This is a genomic window from Streptomyces sp. BF23-19, assembly GCF_041106355.1.
Classification (GTDB): Bacteria; Actinomycetota; Actinomycetes; order Streptomycetales; family Streptomycetaceae; genus Streptomyces; species Streptomyces virginiae_A.
The window spans coordinates 1-22,234 of record NZ_JBGBPT010000118.1 but is presented as its reverse complement, the minus strand read 5'-3'; the positions used below and the strand labels follow the sequence as shown (position 1 = coordinate 22,234).

Annotated in this window: 24 protein-coding genes and 2 pseudogenes; 13 read left to right on the top strand and 13 right to left on the bottom strand. The window is 69.2% G+C overall.

Annotated elements, in window-relative coordinates; genetic code table 11:
- Positions 1–748 precede the first annotated feature (748 nt).
- Positions 749–1,156, top strand: a complete 408-nt coding sequence (locus tag AB8A24_RS39590; RefSeq protein WP_369478903.1) for a hypothetical protein — start codon at positions 749–751, stop codon at positions 1,154–1,156.
- A gap of 332 nt (positions 1,157–1,488) precedes the next feature.
- On the opposite strand, the gene AB8A24_RS39585 is transcribed toward AB8A24_RS39590, so the two are convergent.
- Positions 1,489–1,719 carry a hypothetical protein gene (locus AB8A24_RS39585; protein ID WP_369478902.1) on the bottom strand — a complete coding sequence of 77 codons (231 nt, stop codon included), beginning with the start codon at positions 1,717–1,719 and terminating at the stop codon, positions 1,489–1,491.
- A gap of 756 nt (positions 1,720–2,475) precedes the next feature.
- Positions 2,476–4,119: a serine protease gene (locus tag AB8A24_RS39580; RefSeq protein WP_369478901.1), complete on the bottom strand. Its 1,644-nt coding sequence runs from the start codon at positions 4,117–4,119 to the stop codon at positions 2,476–2,478.
- Between the two features lie 429 nt (positions 4,120–4,548).
- Here AB8A24_RS39580 and AB8A24_RS39575 point away from each other — a divergent pair, with 429 nt between their 5' ends.
- The gene (locus tag AB8A24_RS39575; RefSeq protein WP_331745914.1) at positions 4,549–5,436 is read left to right on the top strand and encodes a hypothetical protein; all 888 of its coding nucleotides are present in this window, start codon (positions 4,549–4,551) and stop codon (positions 5,434–5,436) included.
- Between the two features lie 579 nt (positions 5,437–6,015).
- Here AB8A24_RS39575 and AB8A24_RS39570 read toward each other — a convergent pair.
- Positions 6,016–6,156 carry a hypothetical protein gene (locus tag AB8A24_RS39570; protein ID WP_331746109.1) on the bottom strand — a complete coding sequence of 47 codons (141 nt, stop codon included), beginning with the start codon at positions 6,154–6,156 and terminating at the stop codon, positions 6,016–6,018.
- A gap of 109 nt (positions 6,157–6,265) precedes the next feature.
- Here AB8A24_RS39570 and AB8A24_RS39565 point away from each other — a divergent pair.
- Positions 6,266–6,622 (top strand): annotated as a pseudogene (locus AB8A24_RS39565) (ATP-binding protein); the annotation flags it as partial.
- A gap of 521 nt (positions 6,623–7,143) precedes the next feature.
- On the opposite strand, the gene AB8A24_RS39560 reads toward AB8A24_RS39565, so the two are convergent.
- Positions 7,144–7,854, bottom strand: a complete 711-nt coding sequence (locus tag AB8A24_RS39560; protein WP_369478904.1) for an HNH endonuclease family protein — start codon at positions 7,852–7,854, stop codon at positions 7,144–7,146.
- A gap of 347 nt (positions 7,855–8,201) precedes the next feature.
- Between AB8A24_RS39560 and AB8A24_RS39555 the strand changes: the two genes are divergently transcribed.
- From AB8A24_RS39555 to AB8A24_RS39545, 3 genes are read left to right on the top strand one after another with little or no spacing between them, the layout of a single operon-like run.
- Positions 8,202–8,432, top strand: a complete 231-nt coding sequence (locus tag AB8A24_RS39555) for a hypothetical protein (protein ID WP_331745933.1) — start codon at positions 8,202–8,204, stop codon at positions 8,430–8,432.
- Complete coding sequence (locus AB8A24_RS39550) at positions 8,417–9,010, top strand: sigma-70 family RNA polymerase sigma factor (protein ID WP_369478900.1); 594 nt, start codon at positions 8,417–8,419, stop codon at positions 9,008–9,010. The genes AB8A24_RS39555 and AB8A24_RS39550 overlap by 16 nt, the downstream gene beginning before the upstream one ends.
- A complete protein-coding gene (locus AB8A24_RS39545; RefSeq protein WP_331745938.1) occupies positions 9,007–10,704 on the top strand; it encodes an IclR family transcriptional regulator C-terminal domain-containing protein in 1,698 nt (565 codons plus the stop codon). Before AB8A24_RS39550 ends, AB8A24_RS39545 begins: the two co-directional genes overlap by 4 nt.
- Before the next feature lie 329 nt (positions 10,705–11,033).
- On the opposite strand, the gene AB8A24_RS39540 is transcribed toward AB8A24_RS39545, so the two are convergent.
- The gene (locus tag AB8A24_RS39540; RefSeq protein ID WP_369478899.1) at positions 11,034–11,336 is read right to left on the bottom strand and encodes a hypothetical protein; all 303 of its coding nucleotides are present in this window, start codon (positions 11,334–11,336) and stop codon (positions 11,034–11,036) included.
- Between the two features lie 82 nt (positions 11,337–11,418).
- Here AB8A24_RS39540 and AB8A24_RS39535 point away from each other — a divergent pair, with 82 nt between their 5' ends.
- The 3 genes from AB8A24_RS39535 to AB8A24_RS39525 all read left to right on the top strand — a co-directional run bounded on the left by AB8A24_RS39535 (position 11,419) and on the right by AB8A24_RS39525 (position 13,119).
- A complete protein-coding gene (locus AB8A24_RS39535) occupies positions 11,419–11,754 on the top strand; it encodes a hypothetical protein (RefSeq protein ID WP_369478898.1) in 336 nt (111 codons plus the stop codon).
- Positions 11,755–11,816: 62 nt separating this feature from the next.
- Positions 11,817–12,113 carry a DUF6233 domain-containing protein gene (locus AB8A24_RS39530; RefSeq protein ID WP_369478897.1) on the top strand — a complete coding sequence of 99 codons (297 nt, stop codon included), beginning with the start codon at positions 11,817–11,819 and terminating at the stop codon, positions 12,111–12,113.
- A gap of 424 nt (positions 12,114–12,537) precedes the next feature.
- Positions 12,538–13,119 carry an SMI1/KNR4 family protein gene (locus AB8A24_RS39525; RefSeq protein WP_369478896.1) on the top strand — a complete coding sequence of 194 codons (582 nt, stop codon included), beginning with the start codon at positions 12,538–12,540 and terminating at the stop codon, positions 13,117–13,119.
- Positions 13,120–13,168: 49 nt separating this feature from the next.
- Here the strand turns inward: AB8A24_RS39525 and AB8A24_RS39520 are convergent, their stop codons facing one another.
- On the bottom strand, positions 13,169–15,604 hold the full coding sequence (locus AB8A24_RS39520; protein WP_369478895.1) for a tyrosine-type recombinase/integrase: 2,436 nt from the start codon (positions 15,602–15,604) through the stop codon (positions 13,169–13,171).
- Positions 15,601–16,857, bottom strand: a complete 1,257-nt coding sequence (locus AB8A24_RS39515; protein WP_369478894.1) for a tyrosine-type recombinase/integrase — start codon at positions 16,855–16,857, stop codon at positions 15,601–15,603. The genes AB8A24_RS39520 and AB8A24_RS39515 overlap by 4 nt, the downstream gene beginning before the upstream one ends.
- 70 nt (positions 16,858–16,927) lie before the next feature.
- Between AB8A24_RS39515 and AB8A24_RS39510 the strand changes: the two are divergent.
- A pseudogene (locus AB8A24_RS39510) lies at positions 16,928–17,353 on the top strand (Ku protein); the annotation flags it as partial.
- A 151-nt stretch (positions 17,354–17,504) separates the two neighbouring features.
- Complete coding sequence (locus AB8A24_RS39505) at positions 17,505–17,723, top strand: hypothetical protein (protein ID WP_369478905.1); 219 nt, start codon at positions 17,505–17,507, stop codon at positions 17,721–17,723.
- A 195-nt stretch (positions 17,724–17,918) separates the two neighbouring features.
- Here AB8A24_RS39505 and AB8A24_RS39500 read toward each other — a convergent pair whose 3' ends face one another.
- The 4 genes from AB8A24_RS39500 to AB8A24_RS39485 all read right to left on the bottom strand — a co-directional run bounded on the left by AB8A24_RS39500 (position 17,919) and on the right by AB8A24_RS39485 (position 20,217).
- Positions 17,919–18,077 carry a hypothetical protein gene (locus AB8A24_RS39500; protein WP_369478893.1) on the bottom strand — a complete coding sequence of 53 codons (159 nt, stop codon included), beginning with the start codon at positions 18,075–18,077 and terminating at the stop codon, positions 17,919–17,921.
- A gap of 104 nt (positions 18,078–18,181) precedes the next feature.
- Complete coding sequence (locus tag AB8A24_RS39495; RefSeq protein ID WP_267757397.1) at positions 18,182–18,649, bottom strand: hypothetical protein; 468 nt, start codon at positions 18,647–18,649, stop codon at positions 18,182–18,184.
- Between the two features lie 309 nt (positions 18,650–18,958).
- Positions 18,959–19,390 carry a hypothetical protein gene (locus AB8A24_RS39490; RefSeq protein ID WP_327417613.1) on the bottom strand — a complete coding sequence of 144 codons (432 nt, stop codon included), beginning with the start codon at positions 19,388–19,390 and terminating at the stop codon, positions 18,959–18,961.
- Positions 19,387–20,217, bottom strand: coding sequence for an IS5 family transposase (locus AB8A24_RS39485; RefSeq protein ID WP_369478892.1), 831 nt, complete (start codon positions 20,215–20,217; stop codon positions 19,387–19,389). The genes AB8A24_RS39490 and AB8A24_RS39485 overlap by 4 nt, the downstream gene beginning before the upstream one ends.
- 114 nt (positions 20,218–20,331) lie before the next feature.
- Between AB8A24_RS39485 and AB8A24_RS39480 the strand changes: the two genes are divergently transcribed.
- The gene (locus tag AB8A24_RS39480; protein ID WP_369478891.1) at positions 20,332–20,634 is read left to right on the top strand and encodes a hypothetical protein; all 303 of its coding nucleotides are present in this window, start codon (positions 20,332–20,334) and stop codon (positions 20,632–20,634) included.
- A 179-nt stretch (positions 20,635–20,813) separates the two neighbouring features.
- Entirely contained in the window at positions 20,814–21,212 is a 399-nt protein-coding gene (locus AB8A24_RS39475) for a hypothetical protein (protein ID WP_369478890.1), read from the top strand.
- Here AB8A24_RS39475 and AB8A24_RS39470 read toward each other — a convergent pair.
- Together AB8A24_RS39470 and AB8A24_RS39465 are read right to left on the bottom strand one after the other, a co-directional pair.
- Complete coding sequence (locus tag AB8A24_RS39470; RefSeq protein WP_369478889.1) at positions 21,194–21,649, bottom strand: hypothetical protein; 456 nt, start codon at positions 21,647–21,649, stop codon at positions 21,194–21,196. The genes AB8A24_RS39475 and AB8A24_RS39470 overlap by 19 nt on opposite strands.
- A gap of 210 nt (positions 21,650–21,859) precedes the next feature.
- On the bottom strand, positions 21,860–22,054 hold the full coding sequence (locus tag AB8A24_RS39465; protein WP_369478888.1) for a hypothetical protein: 195 nt from the start codon (positions 22,052–22,054) through the stop codon (positions 21,860–21,862).
- Positions 22,055–22,234: the final 180 nt, after the last annotated feature.

Sequence of the window (22,234 nt, the reverse complement as noted above, 5' to 3'; positions counted from 1 at the left end):
CACACCATCGCGAACGGCCAAAACCTCACACCGGTCACGGCCAACCAGGACGTTGCAGCAAGATCGTGTTACGAGCTCTATGGGCCGATTCAGGGAGGCGCCGACAGCCTCTGATACGGCGGAAACGATTCGTTTGCGATCGCATCTGCGGCAGCAAACGCTTGGGTGCAATCACTGCCGGGTCGGCGGCTTGGACACTTTCGGCCCGCAACCGCGCCTGACTTCGCCCCCCTGTGCGAACGGTTGTCCACAGCCAGTCAGTTGGCCTGGCGCGGGTGCTGGCACGCAATCACTGGCGCATGGGAATCATCGAATGGCTCCTGCTCACCGTCGCCCACCTCGGTTGCCTGGCCGCTGTCGGACTGATCATCGGGCTGTAGCGCCCCAAACCAGGCCGATGCTGCCGCCATCGGGATCACGGGCCAGCGCTCAGGCACGGTGCTGACACAGCAGATCGCGATGATGGGGCTCGACGAATCTCCCCTCCGCGCTCGGGGGTGGGACAGATCGACTCGCCCCCGTTCCCCGCTCGCCCTCCTCACCCCGGTCGTTCCGGGCGAGGACCGGGTGTTCCTCGGAGTTCGACCGGCGTGCGGTGGTTGCCTGGCTCCTCGCCCACGACAAGATCGCCGTGTCGTCCGCCCGTATCGACACGGCCCTGCCGGGCCGCGGCCCGCTGGAGGTGGTCGATGGAGTCGGTACGGTCCTGGGCCGCCCGCCTGGCGAAACCTTCGAAGGAGAGCACCCCTTGAGCACTCCTTCCCCGGCCCCGGCCGCCGCACAGGCCGCGGCCACCGTGCACTGCGGCCGCGGCCTGGTCCTCACCGAGGTCACCGACCGGCGCGGCTCCGCCGTCTGGAAGACCGCCGGCCCCAAGGGCACCGCCGCCCTGAAGGTCGGCCGGGGCGATGGCGCCCCGATCACCGCCCGCGAGGCCGCCGCGCTCACCGCCCTGGAGGTGGACTACTTCGTGGGCGGCGGCGTCACCCATGGCGCGGCCTGGCTGCTCACCTGCTGGCTCGAAGGCCCCTCGACATGGGAGGTCTTCGCGCCGGTCCGGGCGGGCGGCACCGACCCCGTGAGTAGGCCCTGGCCGCGGCCGCCGACCTGTGCGCGGCAGCCTCCGACCTCCGACGGCGTCCCCGGCACTGGGTGAACGCCAGCCGCGTGTTCCACGTCCCAGTGGCCGCAGCCAGCCTGAAATACGGCGACGGCGAGCTCTACAGGAAGTCCCACCCAGCCGCTCCCAGGCTTCGCGTGACGGATCCGCGCCCCTGGGAGCGGCTGCACGGCCGCCGCAGCGAGCCCGCCATCGTGCACGCGCTCCCCAGCAAAAAGAAGACGGCGGCCATGAGAACGGCTGTGCGACAGCCTCCATGAAGAAGACTGCCGCCAGCAAGACGGCCCCGAAGGGCAGGCGGTGCAGCAGCGCCCGTTTTTCGTTGGCCGACCCAAGGGGCCCGATGTCGTGATACCTGCGCGGCTCCGTCACGTGCGGAAGACGAGCGGCTCGTGCGCCGTGGCGGCGTCTGGCGGGGGCGCTCCGGCATGTGTGCCGGCGGGGGCGGTGTACGTGTGAGGCAGGGCGAGATGCAGGTTCTCCGGGTGGAGTACGGGGTCGGCTGCGAAGAGATACAGGGTGTCGCTTTCCGGCTGGGCGGTCAGGTGGGGCCCGGGGGCCGCGGGCCGTTCGACGTCGCGGATCGCGCCGACGGTCACCAGCGGTGTGGGGAAGCGGCGGCGCAGCCGTTCCAGCGTGCTCGTGCGTTGGGCTGGGCCTGCGCTGCCGGAGCCTCCCCGGCGGCAGGGCTGTCGGCGGGGAGCTGCGCCCCGGCCAACAGGAGGGTGAGCAGGACGGTTACGGCCTTGCGGGTGAGGGCGAGCGTGGCCTCGCCGAGGCGATGTGGGCTGCGGTAGGGGAGGGAGAGCGCCAGGCTGCCCGCCTCCGTTCCTGGGGCTGCTGCCCCCCTCCTGGAGCAAGGGTTACGGCACTGCCGTGGTCGCGGTGCTGGCCACTCGGTCTTCTTCGTGCGCGCGCAACGCGTTGCTGGCCAGGGGCAAGGCCGAGGCCGTTCCCCTGATCGGCCTCCGAAAGGTCACCTCGCCTCATGTCCACCCCGACGACCCGCGAGCGGAGTAGTCACATGGTGCGTGTGGTCTTCACTCTGCTTGGCCGGACCACGGGCGTCGACCTCGGGACTTGGTCACGGTGGGTTCTTAGGGTTTGGGCATGACTCGGTATAGCCATTTGGGGTCGGCCTGGGCGCGTAGGAGGTCTGCGTGGGTACTGCGCGCATCGCGCCAGGTACCGATGGACCTGAAGCGGAGCTGCAGTGTTTCTCGAGCAATCAGCAGGTGGGACCTGCCGGTGCCGGAGTTGCCGATCAGACAGAGGGGCGGGCCTGCCCCCTTGAGCCAAGGAGGTACGCAGGCCGTCCGGGGCCGGCCTGCGTACGTACGTGTCTGCTGGGCTGCTTATGCGGGTGGGGCGATCATGATTTCGGTTCCGAGGTTGTTCATGCGGGTGTCCTTGTACATGGTGGTCTCGCCGTCGGTCCAGCGGATGATGAGGTCGTTGGTGAGTCCGTCACTCGTGTACTGGCCGGTGGTCATGATGACGCTGTGGGTCCAGGTCTTGTTGGGGCCGTGGATGGGCTGCTCGCTCCCGAGACCGCCGGTGGTCGTTCCGACGTAGTTGTTGAGCGCGCCGCTGGACCAGCGGACCATGAGGTCCCACTTCTGGTTCCCGGAGTACTGCCCCGCGGTGAGAAGGGTGGCGTCCTTCCAGGTGCTGTTGGGGTCCTTGAGCTTGTATTCCTGGCCCATGGTGCCGGCGCTCACGTTGGTGAAGAGGCTGAGTTCGCCGTCGGACCAGCGGACCATGAGGTCGGTGACGTAGGTGGCGGCGTTGAAGCGGCCGGCGGCGATCTGGGTGGCGTGGCTCCAGATGGATCCGGAGGGCGCCATCTCGGTTCCCCCGTTGAGGCCGTTGGAACCGACGTCGCCGTGGAGGGTCATCCGGCCGTCGTCCCAGCGGACCATCAGGTCGAACTGGTTGGATCCGGTGAAGTCGCCGGCGGTGATGGTGGCGGCCGGCTTCCAGCCCGCGTTGGGTGCCAGGAGCTGCCGCTCGGGGCGGAAGCCGCCGTTGCCGTCGCCGGGGTAGAGGGTGACCTCGCCGTCGGTCCAGATGACGAGCAGGTCACTGTGCCCGGTGCCGGAGAAGTCGCCGGAGGCTATCTGCTTGGCGTGCTTCCAGGTCTCGCCACTGCCGGGCAGGACGGGGCCGTCCGTCGCGCCCTGGTAGGGGTTCGGGCGGTGCACATTGTTCTCCCCGATGCCGTTGTTGGCGTCGTTGTAGAGGTCCTGGGCATCCTTGCCGTACAGCGGCGAGTACGAGATCCAGTGGACGTCGCCGCCGCCGCCGACACCGCCGACGTTTCCGATCACCTGTCCGGTGTTTGTCTTTGGGTTGTATCCCTTGATCCAGGGCCCGCCGGAGACACCGGGGTGGAAACCGCCGCACTCCATCTTCATCTGCCGGAACCCGTGCAGGCGGGTGGTTGGTACGTCGCAGCGGATGGCCTTGTGGGAGGGGTTGTCCTTGCCCTTGGAGGGGTATCCGACCACGGTCACATTGTGCTCGTATGTTGTCGCCGGAGTGAAAGTGAGGGCGCCCGTGAGGTTCTCGACCGCTCCCTTGGCGTTCGCGTTGACCGTGACGAAGGCGAAGTCCAGGTCGGACGTCGGCCCCCGCCCGTTGTTCTCGTACCGCCCGTCCATGTAGACCTCATGGACGGGGAAGACACCCCAAGGCTGATCGCTCGAGCCGAGGCCGTACCGGTACTGCGGCACGAAGATGCGTTGCACCGAATTTTTCAGTTGGGTCCCGCAGTGGCCTGCGGTGAGCACCATGTTCTTGCCCTTGCTGCGTACGACACTGCCACTGCAATAGGTGCTGTCCCCGCTGACCGGCGTGCCCTGGAAGAAGAACGTCCCGACCATCGGTAGTCCGTCGAAGTGGGCTGCCGTGGGGGTGCTGGCAGGGGCGGCCGGGGCCATGCCCGGGGCCGCCGGAGCATCGCTGCGCACCGCGCCGACCGGCTTGGCCTTGGCCATTCGCTCAGCGCTCCAGAACTCCGCCTCCGCCGCGGCGGAACGAGAAGGAGAGGCGGAAGCGGGAGGCGAAGGCGGTGACGGAGCAGGGCGTGGCGACAAAGAAGGCGGCGCAGAGGGGGTGGGGGTGGGACCGTGGGCGGAACCGGGCGGAGACCCTGGCGCGGCGGAGGGCGGGGAGGGGAGGGCGGGAGCGGTGACCGGCACTGAGGCGGTCGGGGCCGGAGTGCCCGAAGCCGCAGCGGCAGTGCTGCCGAGTAAGACGGTCGCGATGCTGAGAGCGAGTGTGTTTAACCATCTGGATCTCACAGAACTTGCTTTCTGAGCTAGGCCATAGCGCGCCAAGGCGGGAGGCAATGGTGCGTCAGTTCGAAGAGGGGGCAGACTATGCAGCACTTTGAAAGATCGTCAACGAAGTTGAAATGAGGGCTAATGGCTACTAATCAGACTCGGTTCGGTGTGGCCGCCATGCTTGCCCTGTCGCTGTCAGCCGCGACGGGTGGCGCCTTAGCGGCGCCGGTCTCCGATCCGCCCCGGCCGTTGCCGAGTGGGGCGGAGCTGACGGTCCGGCCGGGCGATCGGGTCACGATCTCGACGAGCGCCACGGTCGACGCGGACACCAGGAACGGCGTGCGAGTGGTTTCCGGCGCCTTCGTGACGGCGGGCACGCTACGAAGGGAGGACCGTCTCGTCACCGCGATCATGACGGTCGCCTGTACGGCCGCCTCCGGTCCCTATGAGGTGCGCTTCAGGTCTCCGGTGGGCGAGGAGAACCCGTCCGGGATCGACCGGCTGTGGGGGAGCGTCAGGGTGGCGCCGGCCGACGAAACCGAGCGCGTGGAGTGCGCGAGGAGGGTGTCCGAACTGCCGCTGGAGTCGCAGGAGGAACACTGGCCTGGCGATGCGCCGTGGCCACAGACACCCTGGGACGTGCGTACCGTGCGGGCGGGTGGGACGATCACCGCCACCGACAACTCGCACATGGCAGGGGACGGGGAGGTCGAGCTGTCCTCCCCGGCCTTCACACAGTCGGTAGTGATGCGCGGCAGCAAGAAAGTCGACGCCGCGGTCCGGATCCGGTGTGAAGTGCAGCCTGGCGTCTACACCGTGCACTGGAACGAGAAGGGCAAGCCCGCCAAGGAATGGGCACGCTACCGAGTGACCGAAGCCGCACCTGGTTGCCAGGACCCGGCAATCGCGCCTCAGGCGGGCGCGGCCCGGAAGGCGACTCCTTGGCTGGTCGGCTCCGTCGCCGCTCTGTCCGTCATGGGAGGGGCCGGCTACGTCCTCCTCCGGCGCCGTCGCAAGGCATCCCACTGACGCCTGGTCGCCGTGCCATCGGCGCCGGCTTCGCCTCCAGTCCCTGAAACGGACCGTAATATTTCGCTTTCGACTATGGCCGAAAAAGCCTCAGATACGTCTCGAAGGGCTTCCTTATGAATGGCGCAGGATACGCGAATCCTCAAGTGAACCTCAGGGGATCCACTTGCGAGTTCCGGGAGGGATTCCATGCGCGCGCGTGAGTGTCCTTGCACGAAGAGCCGACGACCGACCTATGGGGATTCCTTCCCCCCGCCGAACTGCTGCCACATTCAACCTTTTCCGTATCGGCTTCACGCATAGTCAATATTTGACGGAAATGAAATTCGGCCGGGGCTTTGTCGGCGTTATGGTGGCGACCACCGGAGGCTGCGGGCGGCGGTGCGGCGCTGCTGTCCCTCGAGGGACAGCTGGCCCGTGGCCGTATCCCAGGGGAGGAGTTCGCCGTCGAGGACCAGGCCGTCCGGCAGCAGGGCGGCCTCCGCATCGAGGAGACCGAGAGCAGCGGGTGGGGGCTGTCGCCGTCCTCGATGAAGGGCATCAGCGAGGACCAGATCACCGCATCGCGGCCAGCCGGCCCTACAACAGCCTCCAGGACTTTTGGGAGCGCGCCCACTCCGCCTCCCGATCGCCGAGCGCGTCGTCGAGATCGGCGCCCTCGACCCGCTGCGCGGCCCGCTCACGCGCGTCCTCCTCCTCCTCCAGGCCTCGAAGCACCACGCCCACACCCGCGCCCGGCCGACGGGCAGCTGCGACCGGTTGCTCCGCGAGCGGCGCTTCCACTCCTCCACTCCCCCACCCTGCGCGCGAACGTGCCCACCGTGGCCGGGCCCGCCGCATCACCCAAGCCGTACTCGACGCCTGGGGTACGGACAGCAATGCGACCGACCAGGCCCTCCTCGTCGTCTCCGAACTCGTCACCAACGCCGTCGAACACGCCCTGCCCCCCGTACTCCTCCGCCTTGAGCAGCGCACCGACACCCTGCGCATAGAGGTCGACGACGGCGGCCCCGCCCCCGCAGACGGTGCCTGGAGCCCTGCCTGCGACCCGGAGGAACACGGCCGCGGCGGTCAAATCGTCGCCCAACTGGCGACTGCATGCGGCACCCGAGCCCTCCCGCGTGGCGCCACTCACTGGGCAGACCTTCCCGCCACCGACAGCACGAGAGTGCGGGCCCGGCCCTGAGCCTGCCAGCCGGGGCCCACGGCACGGTGACTTGGCACCCGCCGTTCTTCGCGGCAGACCGCGCGGCCATCGAGCAGCAGCTGTCCCGGAACCAGGACCACGACGCCGCGGCCACGGAGATCGAGGCCCTGTCGCGGCGCTGGCCGACTGCGCGCGGCCGGCCGGACCGTACCGCTGCGCCCGGACACCGCCCGGCAGGTCGCCGAGCACCTCACCCCCGCCGCCCCCGGACACCCCTGGGAGGGCGTGCGCTTCTCCACGGCCTGCACGAACTCGGGATCCAGCCTGGCCGGAGTGTCTCCGGTGTACAGGGTTTCGGCGGTGACCATGCCGAGCAGGGCGACTGGGTGGTGCAGGTCCACGAGGTGCCGGTCCCGCCGCAGGGCGGCGCTCTGCGCCGGCGACAGCGGCACCCACTCCGTCCGACCGCCCCGCCCGCAGGCTCCTCGACACACCACCGCTTGCCGTCACGGGCGGGTGCCCCGGTGTGGCATTGGGCCGCAGTCACGAGACCGGCCCGGTCAGGACGCACTCTCGTAGACGACGGTGGTGTTCCGGCAGTCCTCCGCGACCCCGAGCAGCGCCTGGCGCTCGGCGTCATCGGCGGCGAGATTCCAGCGCAGCTTCGTCGCGGTCCACTGGGCGGCGTACTCGCAGTGGTATCCGCCGGCCGGCGGCAGCCACTGGGCGGGGTCCTTGTCGGCCTTGGACCGGTTCGACTTCGCGGTGACCGCGATCAGCGTCAGCGGGGACGCCTGGTCGTTCGCGTACGCCTCACGCCGCGCCGGGTCCCATGCGAAGCCACCCGAGTCGTGGACTTCGGCCAAGGGTACGAAATGGTCTACATCGAGACCGGCGGCGTCCGTTACGACGACGTCGTCGTAGGGGCTCAGCCACGATCCGCCCGACATCTTGCAGCCGGCAGCGACCTGTGGAGCCTCCACGGCCTCGGACAGGATGACCTCCCTGCGGGTGTCACAGCCGTCGGTCGCGTTCAGTCCGCGGTTCCAGTGCTTGTACAGGTCCCGCTTGTATCCCTCACGCTGCTCGTCGGCGACGGGGATCCGGTCGATCGCCTCGAACAGCGGCAGCGGCGCGCGGAGCCCGGCGGTGGTCGGTGCGCCCGCCGTTGAGGGGGCAGTGGCGCGGACCGGTCCGGCGTGGGCGGTGGGCACGCCAGCGGTGAGGAGGGGAAGTGCGGCGAGGGTGAGCGCGGGCAGGCCGCGACGCATGAAGTCCTTGATCACGACCTGGGTTGTAGCGGGTCTGAAGTGCGGTTGCCCAGCCCGAGATCGGCTCCTTCACCCAGCTGGGTGGGGAGATCCACCGCAGAAACGATCGTCCGAGGGACACGGCCATGTGCTGGGTGAGCAGGGGCGTGCGCTGGCGTGTGGGGGCGCACAAGGAAGCGGATGCGCCCGCTCCAGAAGTTTTACCAAGACGCCCTGAACGTTCGCAGGGTCGTTTCGATTGGCTGGTCAGTAGGAGCCGCCTCGTGGTGGCGGCTCCCCGGCTGCCGACTGGGGAAGGCACGCCTGGCTCTGCCGTCTGAAGATCGTCTGGAAGGACTTCCCGCGCCGTGGACATCACCGAACCGCTCGCTCTGGCACTGATAGGCACAACTGCCGTGCGGGTGTTCGCCCCTGACGTGGCGCGAGGACTCCGCCGCCTGCTGGGCGCCGGAGTGCGGGTAGGCGCCGCCGAACTCACCGCAGGCCGCAGCCTGACGGCCGGTCACCTGGACCGGCCGCGTGACATGCCGAGTACCGACTTGAACGGGGCCGGGGAGCAGCAGTGGGGGAGTTCATGACCAACGCCGAGGACGACCCGTTCGGAGAGCAGGCGGTCGACGTCGAGCTTGCCGGGGTCATGCCGGTGGAGTTCGTTGCGTTCCACTCGCAGAACCACCTGGCTTTTCTGCACTACGCGCAGTGGGAGCTCGGCGACGGCAAGGTCGCCGCGGCCGTCGTCGAGGACGTGTTCACGTTCCTGCTGCAGGTATGGCCGGAGGCGCTGCAGGAAGCCAGCCTCCCGGGCTTCGCCTGGTCCCAGCTGCGCGAGCATGTCGCACGGTACAAGGCGGCCCAGATCGTCCCGGTCGCGCTGGTGAAGACCGCCCAGTTCGCCGCGCTGCGGCGTGCGTCCCGCCGCCGGCTGAAAGCACAGCAGGTGTCCACGCTCGGTCTGTACGAGGCGATCGCCGAGCTGCCCGAGCGGCACTACGACGTCGTGCTGCTGACCTTCGTCCTGGGCCTGGAACGGAGGCGGGTCGCGCAGCTGATGGGTATCTCCCCGACCACGGTGCGCTCCCACATCTACACCGCCCGCCGAACGCTTGCCGAAAAGATCAACTTGGACTGGACCCCCGGAGAGGAGAAGGACCTGTGAAGGACACAACCGGCAACCCTGCCGGATCGCCGAGTGACGTGGACGACGAGGCTCTCCTGGCCGCCGAAGTCTTCACCGGCGACTACGCCTCCTACGACGAGACGGAGGCGCGCCGCCGTATCGCCCTGCGCGTCGTCGGTCACCGCAAGGGTGCGGCGGCGCAGCGTTCGGGAGGTGGTGCCCTGCCACCAGTCCCGCACGGGATCGCCGCGGCTGGTTCCCGGGTTCCGGCCAACCGGGCAGAGCGTCAGCTGGTGCTGGACGCGGCCTGCCACGTGCGGGCCGCCCGCGCCCTCGACCGGCTTGCCCGGGACCTGGTCGACAGCCCGGGGTTCACCCGGATCGCCCTGGACGCGGACGCCTGGCCCTACAGCCGGCCTTCTGCCCTTCTGTTCGCGAGCCTGCTGCACCTGTCCGGCCGGATGGAGGGCGCCCAGTTCTGGTTCCAGTACGCCGCCGGTGCCGGTTCGGCCACCGCTGCCCGGGCCCTGTACCTCCTGCACCTGTCCCGGGCCGAAGTCACCATCGCCCACCACTGGCAAGGGCAGACCACCAGCCCCACCAACGATGACGAGACGGACCTGCCAGCCCTGCCGCCGGTCCCCGAGGATCTGGAATCCCCCTTGGGCGCCTCTGTCATCTGGTCCTCGCCACCCATTTCCACCACCGACCTGGCCGCTCACCCGCCCACCGACCCCAAGGCCCTGCGGCAGTTCCCCCCGCCGCTGCACCGGGCGATGACGGCCCTGGTCCCACGTGAGGACATCGCCCTCGGCGAGATCTACAGGACCACCAGCCAGCTCGCCTCGGCCCTGGCCCGCTGTGCTCGTCTGGCCCCGGCCGGGCTGACCGCCGACGCCAAGCAGGGAGCGCGCATCGCCCGCCGGGCTCCCCGGCGGCCTGCCTGCTCCAGCCTGGACGCAGCCCACCGGGCCCTGCGCGTGCTCGAGGTGGTGCACCGCCACATCGGCGGTGTCCGCCTCCCCCAGATCGCGCGGGAGACCGGCCTCGGCCAGCTCCACCTCAACCAGGCACTGCAGCAACTCGTCCGTGCCCAGCTCGTCGCCCCGATCATCCCCGGCGTGTACTCCGCCGGCTCCGCCCTGCATCTCGCGGCCGCCGACCGTGACCGGATGGGCGAGCTCCGCGACACGCTCGGATACCTGCGCGACGCGGTCGGAGCTGCCGTCTACGTCGCCAGCTACTCCGAGGGCGAGGTATCCATCACCCAGTACGCCGACGGCCCGCGCACCCCGGCCGTCCACGAGTGGGTCGACTTCCGCGAAGCCGCCCACGCCTCAGCCGTCGGCAAGGCACTCCTGGCCCAGCTCGGACCGGAGAAGCGCCGCGACCACCTCAACCGGTACCGCATGGAGCAGTTCACCCCCCACACCATCACCAGCCCCGAGGTCCTCTTCGACGAGCTCGACGACCGCTGGCCCGGCCAACCCCTGCTCGACCTTCAGGAGTACACCCTCGGAACCGTCTGCGCCGCCGTCCCCATCGGCACCGGCACCGAACCGCAGTGCGTGGCCCTGTCCCTGCCCAGCCCGGATCCGGACCGCCTGCGCCAGGCAGCCCGCGTCCTGCGCAACGAAGCCGTCGCCGTCGTCCTCGCCTTGATCGTCGCCGGCGACGATCTGTGCACACCCGCCGGACCGGTCACGCGCGTTCCCACGCCTGGTGGCCGCTGACACACTCCTCCTGTCCCGCGGCCGCTCAGGCCGCGGGACCACACCATCACCCACGGAGGAGGCACCTCTCGGCGTGAGCCCCCTCGTTGCCAGGCTCCTTCGATCGGCGGGCTACTCGACGCCTCTACTCCGCCCATCAGCTGACGGAGATGTGCACGTTCGCGGCAGAACTGCCCGGCGGACTACCGGACCCGTCTGACAACACCGTGGCGCGCGGGTCCGGGAAAGCCCCTTGCGCCCCGGGCCGGCCGTGCCGCCGTGCCGCTGTACGGACTCTTCCCCGCGCGCGACGGACGCCGGGAAAGGCGCTCCGACGCATGCCGTCGGCCTCAGGAGGAGCGCGAGCGGGTCTCGGACGTGCGCACCGTGAACTCGCCGTCGCGGTACTCCACGACGAGCTCGGGTTCCCCGCCGGGCGCGGCGACGGCCTGGTGGTGCAGGTCGGAGCGCGCCCGGCCGGTCAGGGGCTCGCTCTGCCAGTGGGGGTGGGAGCCGATGAGGCAGAAGAGTCTGGTCAGCTCGCTCCGGAGCTCGGCCGTTCCCGTCGCCGGCCGCAGGGCCAGGCGGTTGAAGGTGCGGATCTGCTGCTGCTTGAGCTTGATCAAATCCTCCGGGAAACGGTTTTGCGCCATGGCTTGATTACATCAGTTGTTCGATTTCCGGTGCGAGCGCGGCGTGTGGCTGCGTCAATTCGAACAGACGTACGATGACGTCATGTCCTTCGACTTCCCTCCCCGTCTGCGGGCCCTGCAGGCACAGCTCCACCGCGTCCGCGCCGAGCACACCACCCTGTGCGCCACCCTGCCGTGGTCGGCGGAACCCCTCCCCGGCTGGACGGTCCAGGAGGGCCGCTACTCCCTGCGCGGCAACGTGCCGCCGAGCCCCGGCTACACCCCGGAGCAGCAGGTGGCGTTGGGGCGGTTGGAGCGCCGGCTGCGGCGGCTGACCGGCGTCGTGATGACGGACGCGTTCTGGCAGAGCGTCGAACGCGAGAAGGTCGTGGCGGCCCGGATGGCGCTCAAGCGGGCCCACGAGCCGGCTGCGGGGTAGCTGCCGTGGCCGGGCGTGATCCGCGCGCGCTCTTCCCACCGGATCTGGCTCGGCTCGAGGTGGTGGAGCAGCAGCTGAACGCGCTCCTCACCGAAGTCCGCACGCTGATCGCCGAGGCCCGCCGCGACCAGCGCCTGGCCGCAAGCGAGCACCGGCCCGTGCCGGAGGTCGAGTGGCGGATCCAGTACGGGATCGGCGCGGTGCGCCGGCCCGTGATGGTGCACACCGGGGACTGCTCCATGGGCATGGCGCGCTCCCGCCCCGCCTCCCGCGAGCAGGCCGTCCAGGCCCTCACGCAGGGGGTGGAGGCGTGCGCGATCTGCCGCGCCGACTCCGGGCTGGGGGTACTGGAAGCCTGAGCCGACCGAGCGCCCGCGGTCCGCCTACCCGACCGCAAGTGGGACAGAGGTCGGCGGGTAGGTTCCCTGGTGCGGGGTGCGGCCTGGCCATCCAGGCCGCGACGGGGCCGCGCCCCGCGCACCCCCTCCGCTTCCGCACCCACCTGGTGTATGCCGCCCGCAGCCGTCTTCCGCTGGTGCGACCCTGGTTTCAGGGGCCCAGGCGGAAGGTTCCGACGTGCGACCCATCTGGAGCGGCGCGATCTCGTTCGGCCTGGTCACTTCTCTGAACTTCGACGCTCATGAACCTCGTTGGTCGTAGTCGCGAATGATCAAGGTGGTGAGATGACTCGGCGGGGGCTGTCGGCCCCGCTCCCCCTTGATCCCCGCAGCTGAGTCTGACTAGGTTTGCCGCCGACAACGGACGATCAAGCAGGTGGGGCGTATGGCGGGTCTGGATGAACTGGGGCAACTGTTCGGCCTGCCACCGACCCGAGAGCCATCCCCGGACGACTGGGCCGAGGTCGAGAACTATCTCGGCTCGGTGCTACCGGGCGACTTCAAGGCATTCCTTGACGCTTATGGAACGGGCGCGATCTGCGGAGAGCTGGTGGTCTTCCACCCCCTAGGGTCCAGCCCGCTGCTGAATCGGATGCGGAAGATCCACGAGTTGTTTGGCCAGTCGTGGCGACGCGACTCGGACAGGTACCCATTCCGGTTCCACCCCGCCTCGGGCGGCCTGATCTCCTGGGGATACGACTACTCCGGCGACGAGCACTTCTTCTGGCCCTGCGACCCGAACCCTGACCGCTGGAAGATCGTCACGAACATCAACGGGGCCGACCCCGAGATCTTCGATGGCTCGTTCACCGACTTCGTGCTCGCCTTCGTCAAGCGCCTGCGCGACGTGGACCCGCACCACGGGATCGACCCTGACCTCTTGGAGTTCCTGGAGCCGGCAGACCTGGACGAACTGGCAGAGCACGGTGAGATTGGTCCGGTCGAGCCGAAATTTGAACCGTTCTGATCCGGCTGCCTCCCGGGGCCTGCCGCTCCGGAGCGAGTGATGAGGTGCTTCACAGGTCACGCCTCAGCATCGGCATCGGGAGGTCGACCGCCGCGCTGACGGCGCTATTGGCCAGCTGGGAGAGCTTGTTTTCAGCACCGGCCAGGCTGACTCGAAGCCCCTCGACCTCACCGAGCCAGCCTTCGCGCACGGCCTCGGCGATTCGGACAATGAGGTTGTCGCGGATCTCCTCCAACCGGTCGCGCTGGGCCGGGTCTGGCCTGAGGAGCGAGCAACGAACGCAAGCATGTTCGTGGATGCAGGCCGTTCCGTAGGCGCGGGCGCAGGTGCCGACGGAGAGCTTGCGGCGTTCAAAGTGGCCGAGGAAGTCCTCCCACTCGGCGTCGGTCGGGGTGCGGTACTCCTCGGCGGGGCGCAGGGTGCGGCGGCGAGCGATGAAGGCGCGGTGGGCCTCGATGGTCTCGGTGGGGTAGACCGCGTTGTAGCCCATGGTGGTGTTGATGTTGGCGTGGCCTGCGATGACCTGGGCGATGTGGGGTGGCAGGCCGGTGCGGATGGCGTCGGTGATGAACATCCGGCGGAAGTCCTGCGGGGTGAAGGTCAGGGGACGGCCGGTGGTGTCGGTCAGCCCCATGAAGGTGACGGTCTCCTTGAGGATCTCGCGAATGGTCTGGGAGTTGATGGAGGAGGGTTCGCCTGCGCGGTTGTACTGGAAGAGCAGGGGCGCGGGCGGGTCCCACTGGCGCTCTTCGCTGTCGTAGCGGGTGACGAGGGGGATGAGGCCGGTCTTGGGGTCGCGGGCGCGGCGGATGATCGTGGCCAGGACGTCGGCGAGCTCGGGGCTGACGAGCAGGACGCGCTCGACGTCGGTCTTGGAGGGGGCGATCTGCAGGAGGGGGACGATCTCGCCGGTGGTGGGCAGCCGGTACTGCACCATCGCGTGATGGGTGGTCTCCAGCATTTCCTCCACACGGGCGCCGGTGTGGCGCAGGAACTCAACCGTCGCCCAGGCCCAGAAGGCGCGGTGCTCGGCGCGGTCGAGGTGCACCAGGCGGCCTTCCGCGTCGCGGGCGGCGGCACCGGCCTTGTTCGCACCGCGGGTGTAGGGGGCGCCGTCGAGGGTGAAGCTGCCGCCGGGAGGGGTGGCGCGGGCGATCTCAAGGTGGGCCGCGCGCAGCCGGTGGTGGTCGGCGGCGGCCCGGGCGAATGCCTCCAGCACCGGTAGGCGTTCACGGGTGCGTTGGTCCATGCGGGCCTTGGTCCGGGTAACGCGCTTGTGATTGGCGACCTCGGCCACCTTGATCGGGCACGGCGCCACCCACGGACCCCAGCGCGCTGGTTCTTCGATCGCCCAGCGGGCGATGTCCAGGTAGAGGGCGCGGACGTTGATGAAGATCATGGTGCGGTCGCCGCGTTCCACGACCGCCTGCTCGATGGAGCCGTCCGGGCGGCGTCGTCGTTGGACACGGGTGCGCAGGCGCTCCTTCCAGGCGGTGGCGACGTCGGCCGGCAGGCGCAGGGTGTCGATGCCGGGGTGGTGTCGTTCGATGTCGGCCCAGAAGTTCCTGGTCAGGTGCCGGGCGAGGTTGTCCAAGGTGGAGTAGTCCAGGCGGGGGCGGCGTTCCTCCAGGTAGTCGATGATCAGGGCTCTGATCCCCGGGGAGGCGACGGGGTGGCGGTCGACGAGCTGGAGGCAGGTGAGCTGGCCAGTGACCTGCTCCAGGAACCGCAAGGTGGTCGGGGCGTCGGGCGGCAGATGCCCCAGATCGCGCAGCCATGCGTAGTAGAGGGTGCCACCGCTGCTGACACCGTGGGCAGTCGAGCGTAGTCCGGCGTCGTATTCGAGCGTGTCGCCCACGGTGATGTCCGCCAGGCCGCCGCCCTTGGCCAGCATGATCCGGGTCAGCGCACGGCGGGCCAGGCCCCCTCTCGTTGACGTCCACCGTTCGGCGCCGACGACCTCCTTCAGGCGGGCGAAGCCGTCGGGGTCGCGAAATTCCTCGACGAAGGTGCGCACGTGGGGGCTGTTGAGGCCCCTCTGCCACGACAGTGGCAGCCGGATCACATCGGCGGCGGCCAGCATCAGCAGGCCGGCCTGGATGTTGGTCCCGCGCACGGCGGCGATGCTCACCCACGCCTCGGCCTCCCGCCGCCAGCGCTGCGGGCAGGCGGCGGCCGGGGATGCCTCCCAGCGTTCCTGCCAGCTCTCCCCCTCGAAGCCGGAGAGCCAGGCCAGGACCGCGCGGGCGCCTGACCGCCGGTGCCACCGGGTGTGGGCCGTGTCCGCGCGGAAGGGCGGCTGCTCCAGTACTGCGAGCACCTCGTCGGCCGGAGCGTCCGTGATCGGCCACCGCCGCCCGGCCGCGCGGGCCGGGAAGCGAGCGCGGGCCTGTTCCAGCAGCCCTCCGGACGCTCGTGGTGCCGGCGGTAGCACGGCCAGGCCTGCTGCGGCAGCGCCGGTGGTCTCCCGGACCCGTGCGTTCACCTGGTCCTCCCGAACAGCTCGTCCAGCGAGTCCGGCCGGTAGCCGGCCGCCGGGACCGCCACGACCCGGGCCTCGCGGCTCTGCCGCGCGTGGTGGGCGCGCACCGCGTCGACGATCTCCTCGCGGCCCGCGGGCAGGTAGATCTGGGTGGTGCTCAGGTGCGCGTGGCCCAGGACCCACTGCACGTCCGTCAGCGCCAGCTTCGGGTCCCGCGCCATCCGGTACGCGGCCGTCTTGCGCAGGTCGTGCAGTGTCCAGTTCGATCCCAGCAACTGGTTGGCCCGGCCGAACATCGCTCGCGCCGCGTGGTAGGTCAACGGCCGAAACGGGGGGCGCAACGTCCACCACAGCCAGCGCCCCGGCCCCCGCGGCACCCCTGCCCGCCACGCCTCTTCCTGGTACAGGCGCAGCCACACGAACGCGTCCGCCGCCGACGGCACCTGCTGATACGCCCGCGTCCCTTTCCGCACCACCCCGAGCAGTTGCTCTCCCGGCAGGGCATCGCGCTGCCGGCACGTCAGCAATTCCTCCGCCCGGGCTCCGTTAGAGACCCAGAACGCCAACAGGGCCCGGTCCCGGTGGTGACGCAGCGCCGCGAACAGCTCGTCGAACCGCGTGTCCGGGATCCGGCGGGGGACCTTTACCGGCACCGAAGGCCTGTACCGGCCACCAGGTGAAGACCGGACCGGCCCGCCAGTAGACGAAGGCAGCCGGCGACGCTCCCGCCCTGTGGGGAACGGGTTGACGATCGGGCCGGTGCACGCGTCCAAGTGGAAGTCGTAGAACGACCGCAACACGGTCTCGCAGTGCGCCCGCGTCGCCGCCGCGTACATCAGCCCCGGCCCCGCCCGCCCTGTCACGCTGTTCGGCACGCCGGCGGCCGGCCTAGCGGCGGGCGGCGCCGCTAGGCCGGCCGCCCGCCCGCGCCAGTGCGCCCTCACGGGCTTCGGCGCGATCGCCATCCAGCGGGCAAAGTCCCGCGCCTCCAACCGGGTCGCCCGATGCCACTCCACCCCAACGCCGTTCAGGAACCGCCACCACCGCAGCAGGTCCATCCCGTACGAGCGGATCGTCGACGGCGGCCGCGAACATGCCTGCAGCTCGGCGAAGAACGCGGACACCGGCTTCACCACCGCGCCCGTGGCATCCAGCAGCACGTACGGCTGGGCCGGGTTCGCCACCTCCACCAGAGCGCCGGTCTGAGGTAACACGAAGCTGATCAGATCCCGAGGGGGATCACCCGTCTCAAGCATGACCGGAAGCTAGCAGAAACCCCATCTGACCTGCGATTATCTGGAAACTAGTTCAGTCAACACCACGGTCATGTGCAAGGTGTGGCCGGCGACCGAGTCGCACGACGTCGCCTTCCGGCAGATCCATCTCGCCGACGGCGGGCGCGTGCGCGTGCGGAAGGTGTGCGAGCTCGACGGCCAGGAGGTCTCGGCGGCGGAGATCGGGCGCGGCTACGAGACCGCGACCGCAGTCATCCCCGTCACCGACCAGGACCTCGACGCCATGCCGGTGGCCACCGCCCGGACCATTGAACTCGCCGGCTTCCTGCCGGCCGCCAGCATCGATCCCGTGCAGATCGGCACCGCCTACTACCTCTCACCCGACGGGCCCGCCGCCCAGAAGCCGTACGTGCTTCTCCGCAAAGCACTGGAGCGCTCCAGCCGGGTCGCGGTGGCCCGGTACTCGATGCGCAATCGCGAGCGCCTGGGCCTGCTCCGGGTCGTCGGCGACGTTGTCGGTAGCTTCGGATATTCGAGTGTGCGGAATAGGGCTGTAATCCGGCTCTGCTGCGCTTCACACCCCGCTGGCTGGGAAGCTTCGTGCTGCCTCGGTGAGCTAGGGGAACGCAGCCGACTCGGCCATCGCACCCTCGCGGTAGCCTCTCGCCATGGGGCACGGGGAGGGCGAGGGCGCGCTGGTTCTGGAGGCGCAGGAGATGCTGGCCGCAGGGCAAAGCGACGAGGAGGTCTTCGCCGAGCTGGCCGCGAGGACCGGCAAACGGGGTGTCTGTCTGTTGGCCGTGTGCTTGGCCCTGGGTGTGCCCCGGACTGACGCCGAGGCCCGGCTCCGCGAGGTCGAGCCACTCTTCTCAGAGGGCGATATGTGACTTGATGTTCGTTTCTATGTCGCCTGATCGTGTGACTGTGGGGGCTCCCGGCCGATCGACGAGTACGCCTCTCAGGCCGACGCGGCTGGGCGCCTACGTGCGCGCCACCCTGAGCGGCGCCAAGGTCGCCGGTATCGGCAGCCCCCCGCCGCCGGGTGGACCACCTACTTCGCCGTGGACAGCGCCGACGAGGTGTCACAGCGCGTCCACGAGTGCGGCGGCACCGTCGACCTGCTGGTTGACGGCGAACCGGTGGCGGGCATCCGCTGCGGCATGGCACCGGGGTGGCCGCACTGGCAGGTGCACTTCGCCGTCACCGACGCCGACCTGACCGTACGCCAGGCCGTCGGGCAAGTCCTTGACTGGAGGAGACCCCGTACGGCCGGGCGGCCCGGCTCGCCGATCCTTGGTGCGGGCGGTTCTCCGTCATCGAGGTGGGCTGACGCAGGCGCGGCCGCTCACAGCCTTGACACGATCGCGCGGGCCAGCGTTTCGAGGTGGTCGCGGATCTGACTGGAGTGCTGGTCGGGGATTCCCGGGGCAAGGGGATCAAAAGCGTAGTTGACGGCGAAGTTGACCGAGCCCTTGCGCACGTACAGATGGCCACCGATCGAGGCTTCGTCGTACAGAGCCACGTCGCCCACTCCGGCCACCGGTAGAGTGCCGGGCTTGGTGTGCTGGCTGACCTCGAAGGGCAGCAGGGCGATGAAGACGATGCGGCCCTTGGCAGCGGCGTTCACGTAGGTGCACTGCGTGCGGCCGGGCAGGACGCTGTCATCCCGCCTTCCCTTTGCCGGTTGGCCGAGGACCGCCCCGACCTCCTCCTCGGTCGCCAAAGCGCAGACGTCCAGCGCCGGTTTCGTGGGTGCGGCGTGCGCGGAGTCGCCGGAGCTGGTTGCGCAGCCACTCAGTGCGAACAGGATCACCAGGCCCAGAACTCCCGGTAAGAAGCTGAACCGTGCCGGCCTTCGGGAACGCGTCATGTCCCGTCCCCTCTCGTCGAGTCGGTCGTCGGGGCGTCGTCGGCCCGAGGCGCACCGGGCGCAGCAGACCGTTGCAGACGTCCATGTGGCGAAGCGTCATCTTCTGGTGGCGGCCAGCCTAGTGCGGCCTTAATGAAGATTTCTATGATTTACGGTTCATTCCAGCTGCCCGTAACGGCGCACAGGAGTCGGTCAGCGCACCCACCGGCCTCAGCCCCGCTGGCCCTCGAAGGGGAGGGGACGTCCGGGCAGTTACGGTCGCGGCCTGGTGAACAGGCCTGGCTCGGTCTCGGCCAGGATTCCACGCCCGGTTAGGCGCTTCAGTTTGATGCGGACGTTGTTGATGTTGTTCGGCAGGAGATCCAGATCCATTACCTCGCACACGTTCCTCGCCCGTAGTGGGGTGCTGGCTTCGGCGAACACGGCCATGATCTGCTGGTACGCGGGGCCGTCCGGCAGGGCCGGAGTCGGTGTGGCCGGTGCCGGAGCCGTTTCGTCGGGCAGCTCCAGGAGCGTCTTGCGGGTGATCGTGATGTGTTCGGCGGCCTGGGCGAGTCCGTTCAGCAGCGCGGTCAGTTGCGCGATCTGCTCGTGAGCGGCCTCCGCTTCCACGGCGATCTGCCGCTCGCGGACCTCCAGGCGGGCCAGCAGGGCGCCGAGGGTCTGCTGCGGGTCGCCGCTCACGCGCCGCGCCAGGACGGGGCGGAGGTGCTCGTCAGCCGACGGGCCATTACGTCGCTTATCGCCCAGTACACCCGTGACTCGGCCGAGACCGGGCGGTGCTCGTAGTCGCGGACCAGCCTGCGGTGCAGCATCAAGATCCCGTTGGTCTGCTCGACTCTCCAGCGGATCGGTTGCGGGACGAAGCTGCGGTTGGCCGGGTTGCGCTCGACGATCTCCACCGCGATGCTCAAGCTGGCGCCGTGGTCGGCCACGCTCTTCTTGAACCCCTGGTCCACCAGGGCCTTCGTCACCGTGGAGGTCCCTGCTGCGACCTTGTCCAGCAACGCGGTGCCGAAGACGTTGTCGTGCACGGAAGCGGCCAGCACCACCACGGCGATCACCAGGCCCAGCACATCGACGGCGAGCCCCCGCTTGCGGCCCGGTACCTTCTTGGCGGCGTCCCATCCGGTCGTGGCCGCGGGCACCCCGGCGGCGGCATGCAGGCTCTGGGTGTCGAGCACCACCAAGCTCGGGTCGGCTAATCGTCCCCGGCTCTCACGCACCTGCCAGCGCAGCAGATCGTGGATGACCTTGTCGGTACCGTCGTCGCGCCATTTGTAGAAGTAGTACTTCACCGCGCCGGGCGGCGGCAGGTCGTGGGGCAGGTAGTCCCATTGGCAGCCGGTCCGGGACTGGTAAAGGAGCGCGTTGACGATCTCCCGCATCTCGTAGCTGCCCCGGTGACCACTGACGGAGGGATGCTTCGCCTTCCACGCAGTGGGTACCGGCTCGATCAGCGCCCAGCGTTCGTCGGATAAGTCGCTCTTGTAGGGCTTGCGGTCGCTCACCACACCACTCCAACACGACCAAGCCCGTCGATTGGCCGGGATTCCCCGCAGTCACACGATCAAGCGACGACCGAACCGGACATCAGCTTACGTACCGCCCTCTCAGACTTCGCGGTGGGTGAGGAGGAGGACCTCGCCTTCGTTCTCACGTTTGGGCACGTCTTCATCGTGGACCGAGTACTTGCGGAACACGAGGAGCGCATCCGCGACCTCTTGGGAACCGCTGCTGGTGCCCGCGGAGGCTATCCGGGCGGCCTGCTCGCCTGGTTTCGCACCGGGGAGCTCACGAAGATCTTCCTCCACTTCGCCAAAACCCGGTTCCGGGACGGGCGCGGCTCACCACGCGACTTTTGGGCAGCAATGACCGCGGCTGGCGAACTCCTGGCCAGCCAGGACAGCCCGGACCACGAAGAGTGACTGCAGGGCTGGAACGATGCCGAACACAGGCTGCGGCCATCAGCGCGAAGTAGCCGCGCCATCGACGAACGTCCTCCGCCGGGTAGGCGGCCTGATACGGCTCCCCACGGCCCAACGGCCCCGCGCAGGCCACGCCGAATCCCGTAGCAACGCCCGCGTTCGCTCCCTACAGTCGCCGCATGGCCACCGAGGAAGAAAACCCAAGTCAGCCCGACATCACCGCGATGCTCCAAGGCCAGACCAGTGCCTGCGAAGCAGCGCGCGACGCCATCGCCGCCGGCGGCGAGGTCATGCTCTACGACGGACAGGCCCCGCACTGGATGGTCTTTGGCATAGCTGCGACAAGGCTGAGGCGGTCGTTGAAGATCGGCCTGACGACCGTCGGCCTTGACGAGACCGTTGAGATCCTCCGCGCCCGGCACCGTGATGAGGAACTGCGTACAGGCAACATCGTCGCAGCAGACCGATCTTGGTTCTTCACCCTGTACTTCGACGCCACCGGGACCGAGCTCCTGGCGTGCAGCGGCGTCAAGAACGAGCGGCCCTCGCGGGGAGACGGTCAGAAGCTCCAGCTGTAGAGGCCGCCACCCGTATTCGCCGCAGACGCTGCGAGGCGGGCAACGCCCTGCAAAACCGCAAGGAGATCATCGTCGGTCATGTCGTCGCCGTCCTCAGCCCGGAGCCGCGCAACCCAGCGGCCTGCGAGCTCTTCGAGTTCGGCGGAACTCGCTTTGCCGAGCGCTCGGGTCAGCCGCTTCGGCAGAGCTAACACCTCAACGCCATCGTTCAAGGGGGCGGTGACCCACTCCGGCCACGGCCGCCACGCATGGAGCTGCTCAAGCGGCGGGGCCTCGGTCGAAGGGGCCTCGAAGTACATGTCCCACTCGGCGATGGCACTGTCCGGCTCAATAAAACGGCAGGTCACGGACTCACAGTCCCCGCCAGGTCCCCGCAGACGCGTCGAGGCGGCGGTCTCGTCGTCAGGGGCGAGGAAGAACACTATGTCGTGGGCCATTCGAGCATGATGGCAGCCCGCGGCAGACGGGGTGCTGCGCAATCGCCCTCAGCCGTCTGATCTGCGGGCAGGACCTCCAGGAAGAGGAGAACCACCCGGCTTCTCGCGCCGAACCGCATTGCTACCGCCAAGATCATCCAACTGCCCCTTGGGCTCACCACGGACCCCGACGAGGCCCCGGCCGGCGCATGGGTCCGGCGCGGAGCCTCATCAGCGTTGGGCCAAGTCAGCTGCGTAGTGGATGCGGCCGGCTGCGGCCTCGGCGATCCAGTGTTCGGCTGAGGTGATGCTCAGGCCTAGGAGTCGGCTGATGACAGCGGCGGGAAGCTCTGCGGCGAGTTCCATCAGGGTGGTGTTGCGGGCGGGGCGGGCCCGGATGCCGAGTTGGTTCAGGCGTTGGACCAAGGGCTGAACGGTGATGGGCTCGCCTGCCGTTTGGCCAGGGATGAGCCAGTGGTGGTCGTCGGTACGGCCGAGAACACCGCGGCCGTGGCGCTGGGCAGCGAGGCCTAGTGACCTGGTTTGGAGATCCTGTCGCAGTAGCGGCAGATGCGGTCGAGGATCTGGTCGGCGGTCTTGGTCCAC

What these genes read in the sequence shown, in the direction of transcription:
- AB8A24_RS39580 (WP_369478901.1), bottom strand. Translation starts at nt 4,119, where the DNA reads ATGGCCAAGGCCAAGCCGGTCGGCGCGGTGCGCAGCGATGCTCCGGCG.
- AB8A24_RS39575 (WP_331745914.1), top strand. Translation starts at nt 4,549, where the DNA reads ATGGCTACTAATCAGACTCGGTTCGGTGTGGCCGCCATGCTTGCCCTG.
- AB8A24_RS39560 (WP_369478904.1), bottom strand. Translation starts at nt 7,854, where the DNA reads ATGCGTCGCGGCCTGCCCGCGCTCACCCTCGCCGCACTTCCCCTCCTC.
- AB8A24_RS39540 (WP_369478899.1), bottom strand. Translation starts at nt 11,336, where the DNA reads ATGGCGCAAAACCGTTTCCCGGAGGATTTGATCAAGCTCAAGCAGCAG.
- AB8A24_RS39535 (WP_369478898.1), top strand. Translation starts at nt 11,419, where the DNA reads ATGTCCTTCGACTTCCCTCCCCGTCTGCGGGCCCTGCAGGCACAGCTC.
- AB8A24_RS39525 (WP_369478896.1), top strand. Translation starts at nt 12,538, where the DNA reads ATGGCGGGTCTGGATGAACTGGGGCAACTGTTCGGCCTGCCACCGACC.
- AB8A24_RS39515 (WP_369478894.1), bottom strand. Translation starts at nt 16,857, where the DNA reads ATGCTTGAGACGGGTGATCCCCCTCGGGATCTGATCAGCTTCGTGTTA.
- AB8A24_RS39505 (WP_369478905.1), top strand. Translation starts at nt 17,505, where the DNA reads ATGGGGCACGGGGAGGGCGAGGGCGCGCTGGTTCTGGAGGCGCAGGAG.
- AB8A24_RS39475 (WP_369478890.1), top strand. Translation starts at nt 20,814, where the DNA reads ATGGCCACCGAGGAAGAAAACCCAAGTCAGCCCGACATCACCGCGATG.
- AB8A24_RS39470 (WP_369478889.1), bottom strand. Translation starts at nt 21,649, where the DNA reads ATGGCCCACGACATAGTGTTCTTCCTCGCCCCTGACGACGAGACCGCC.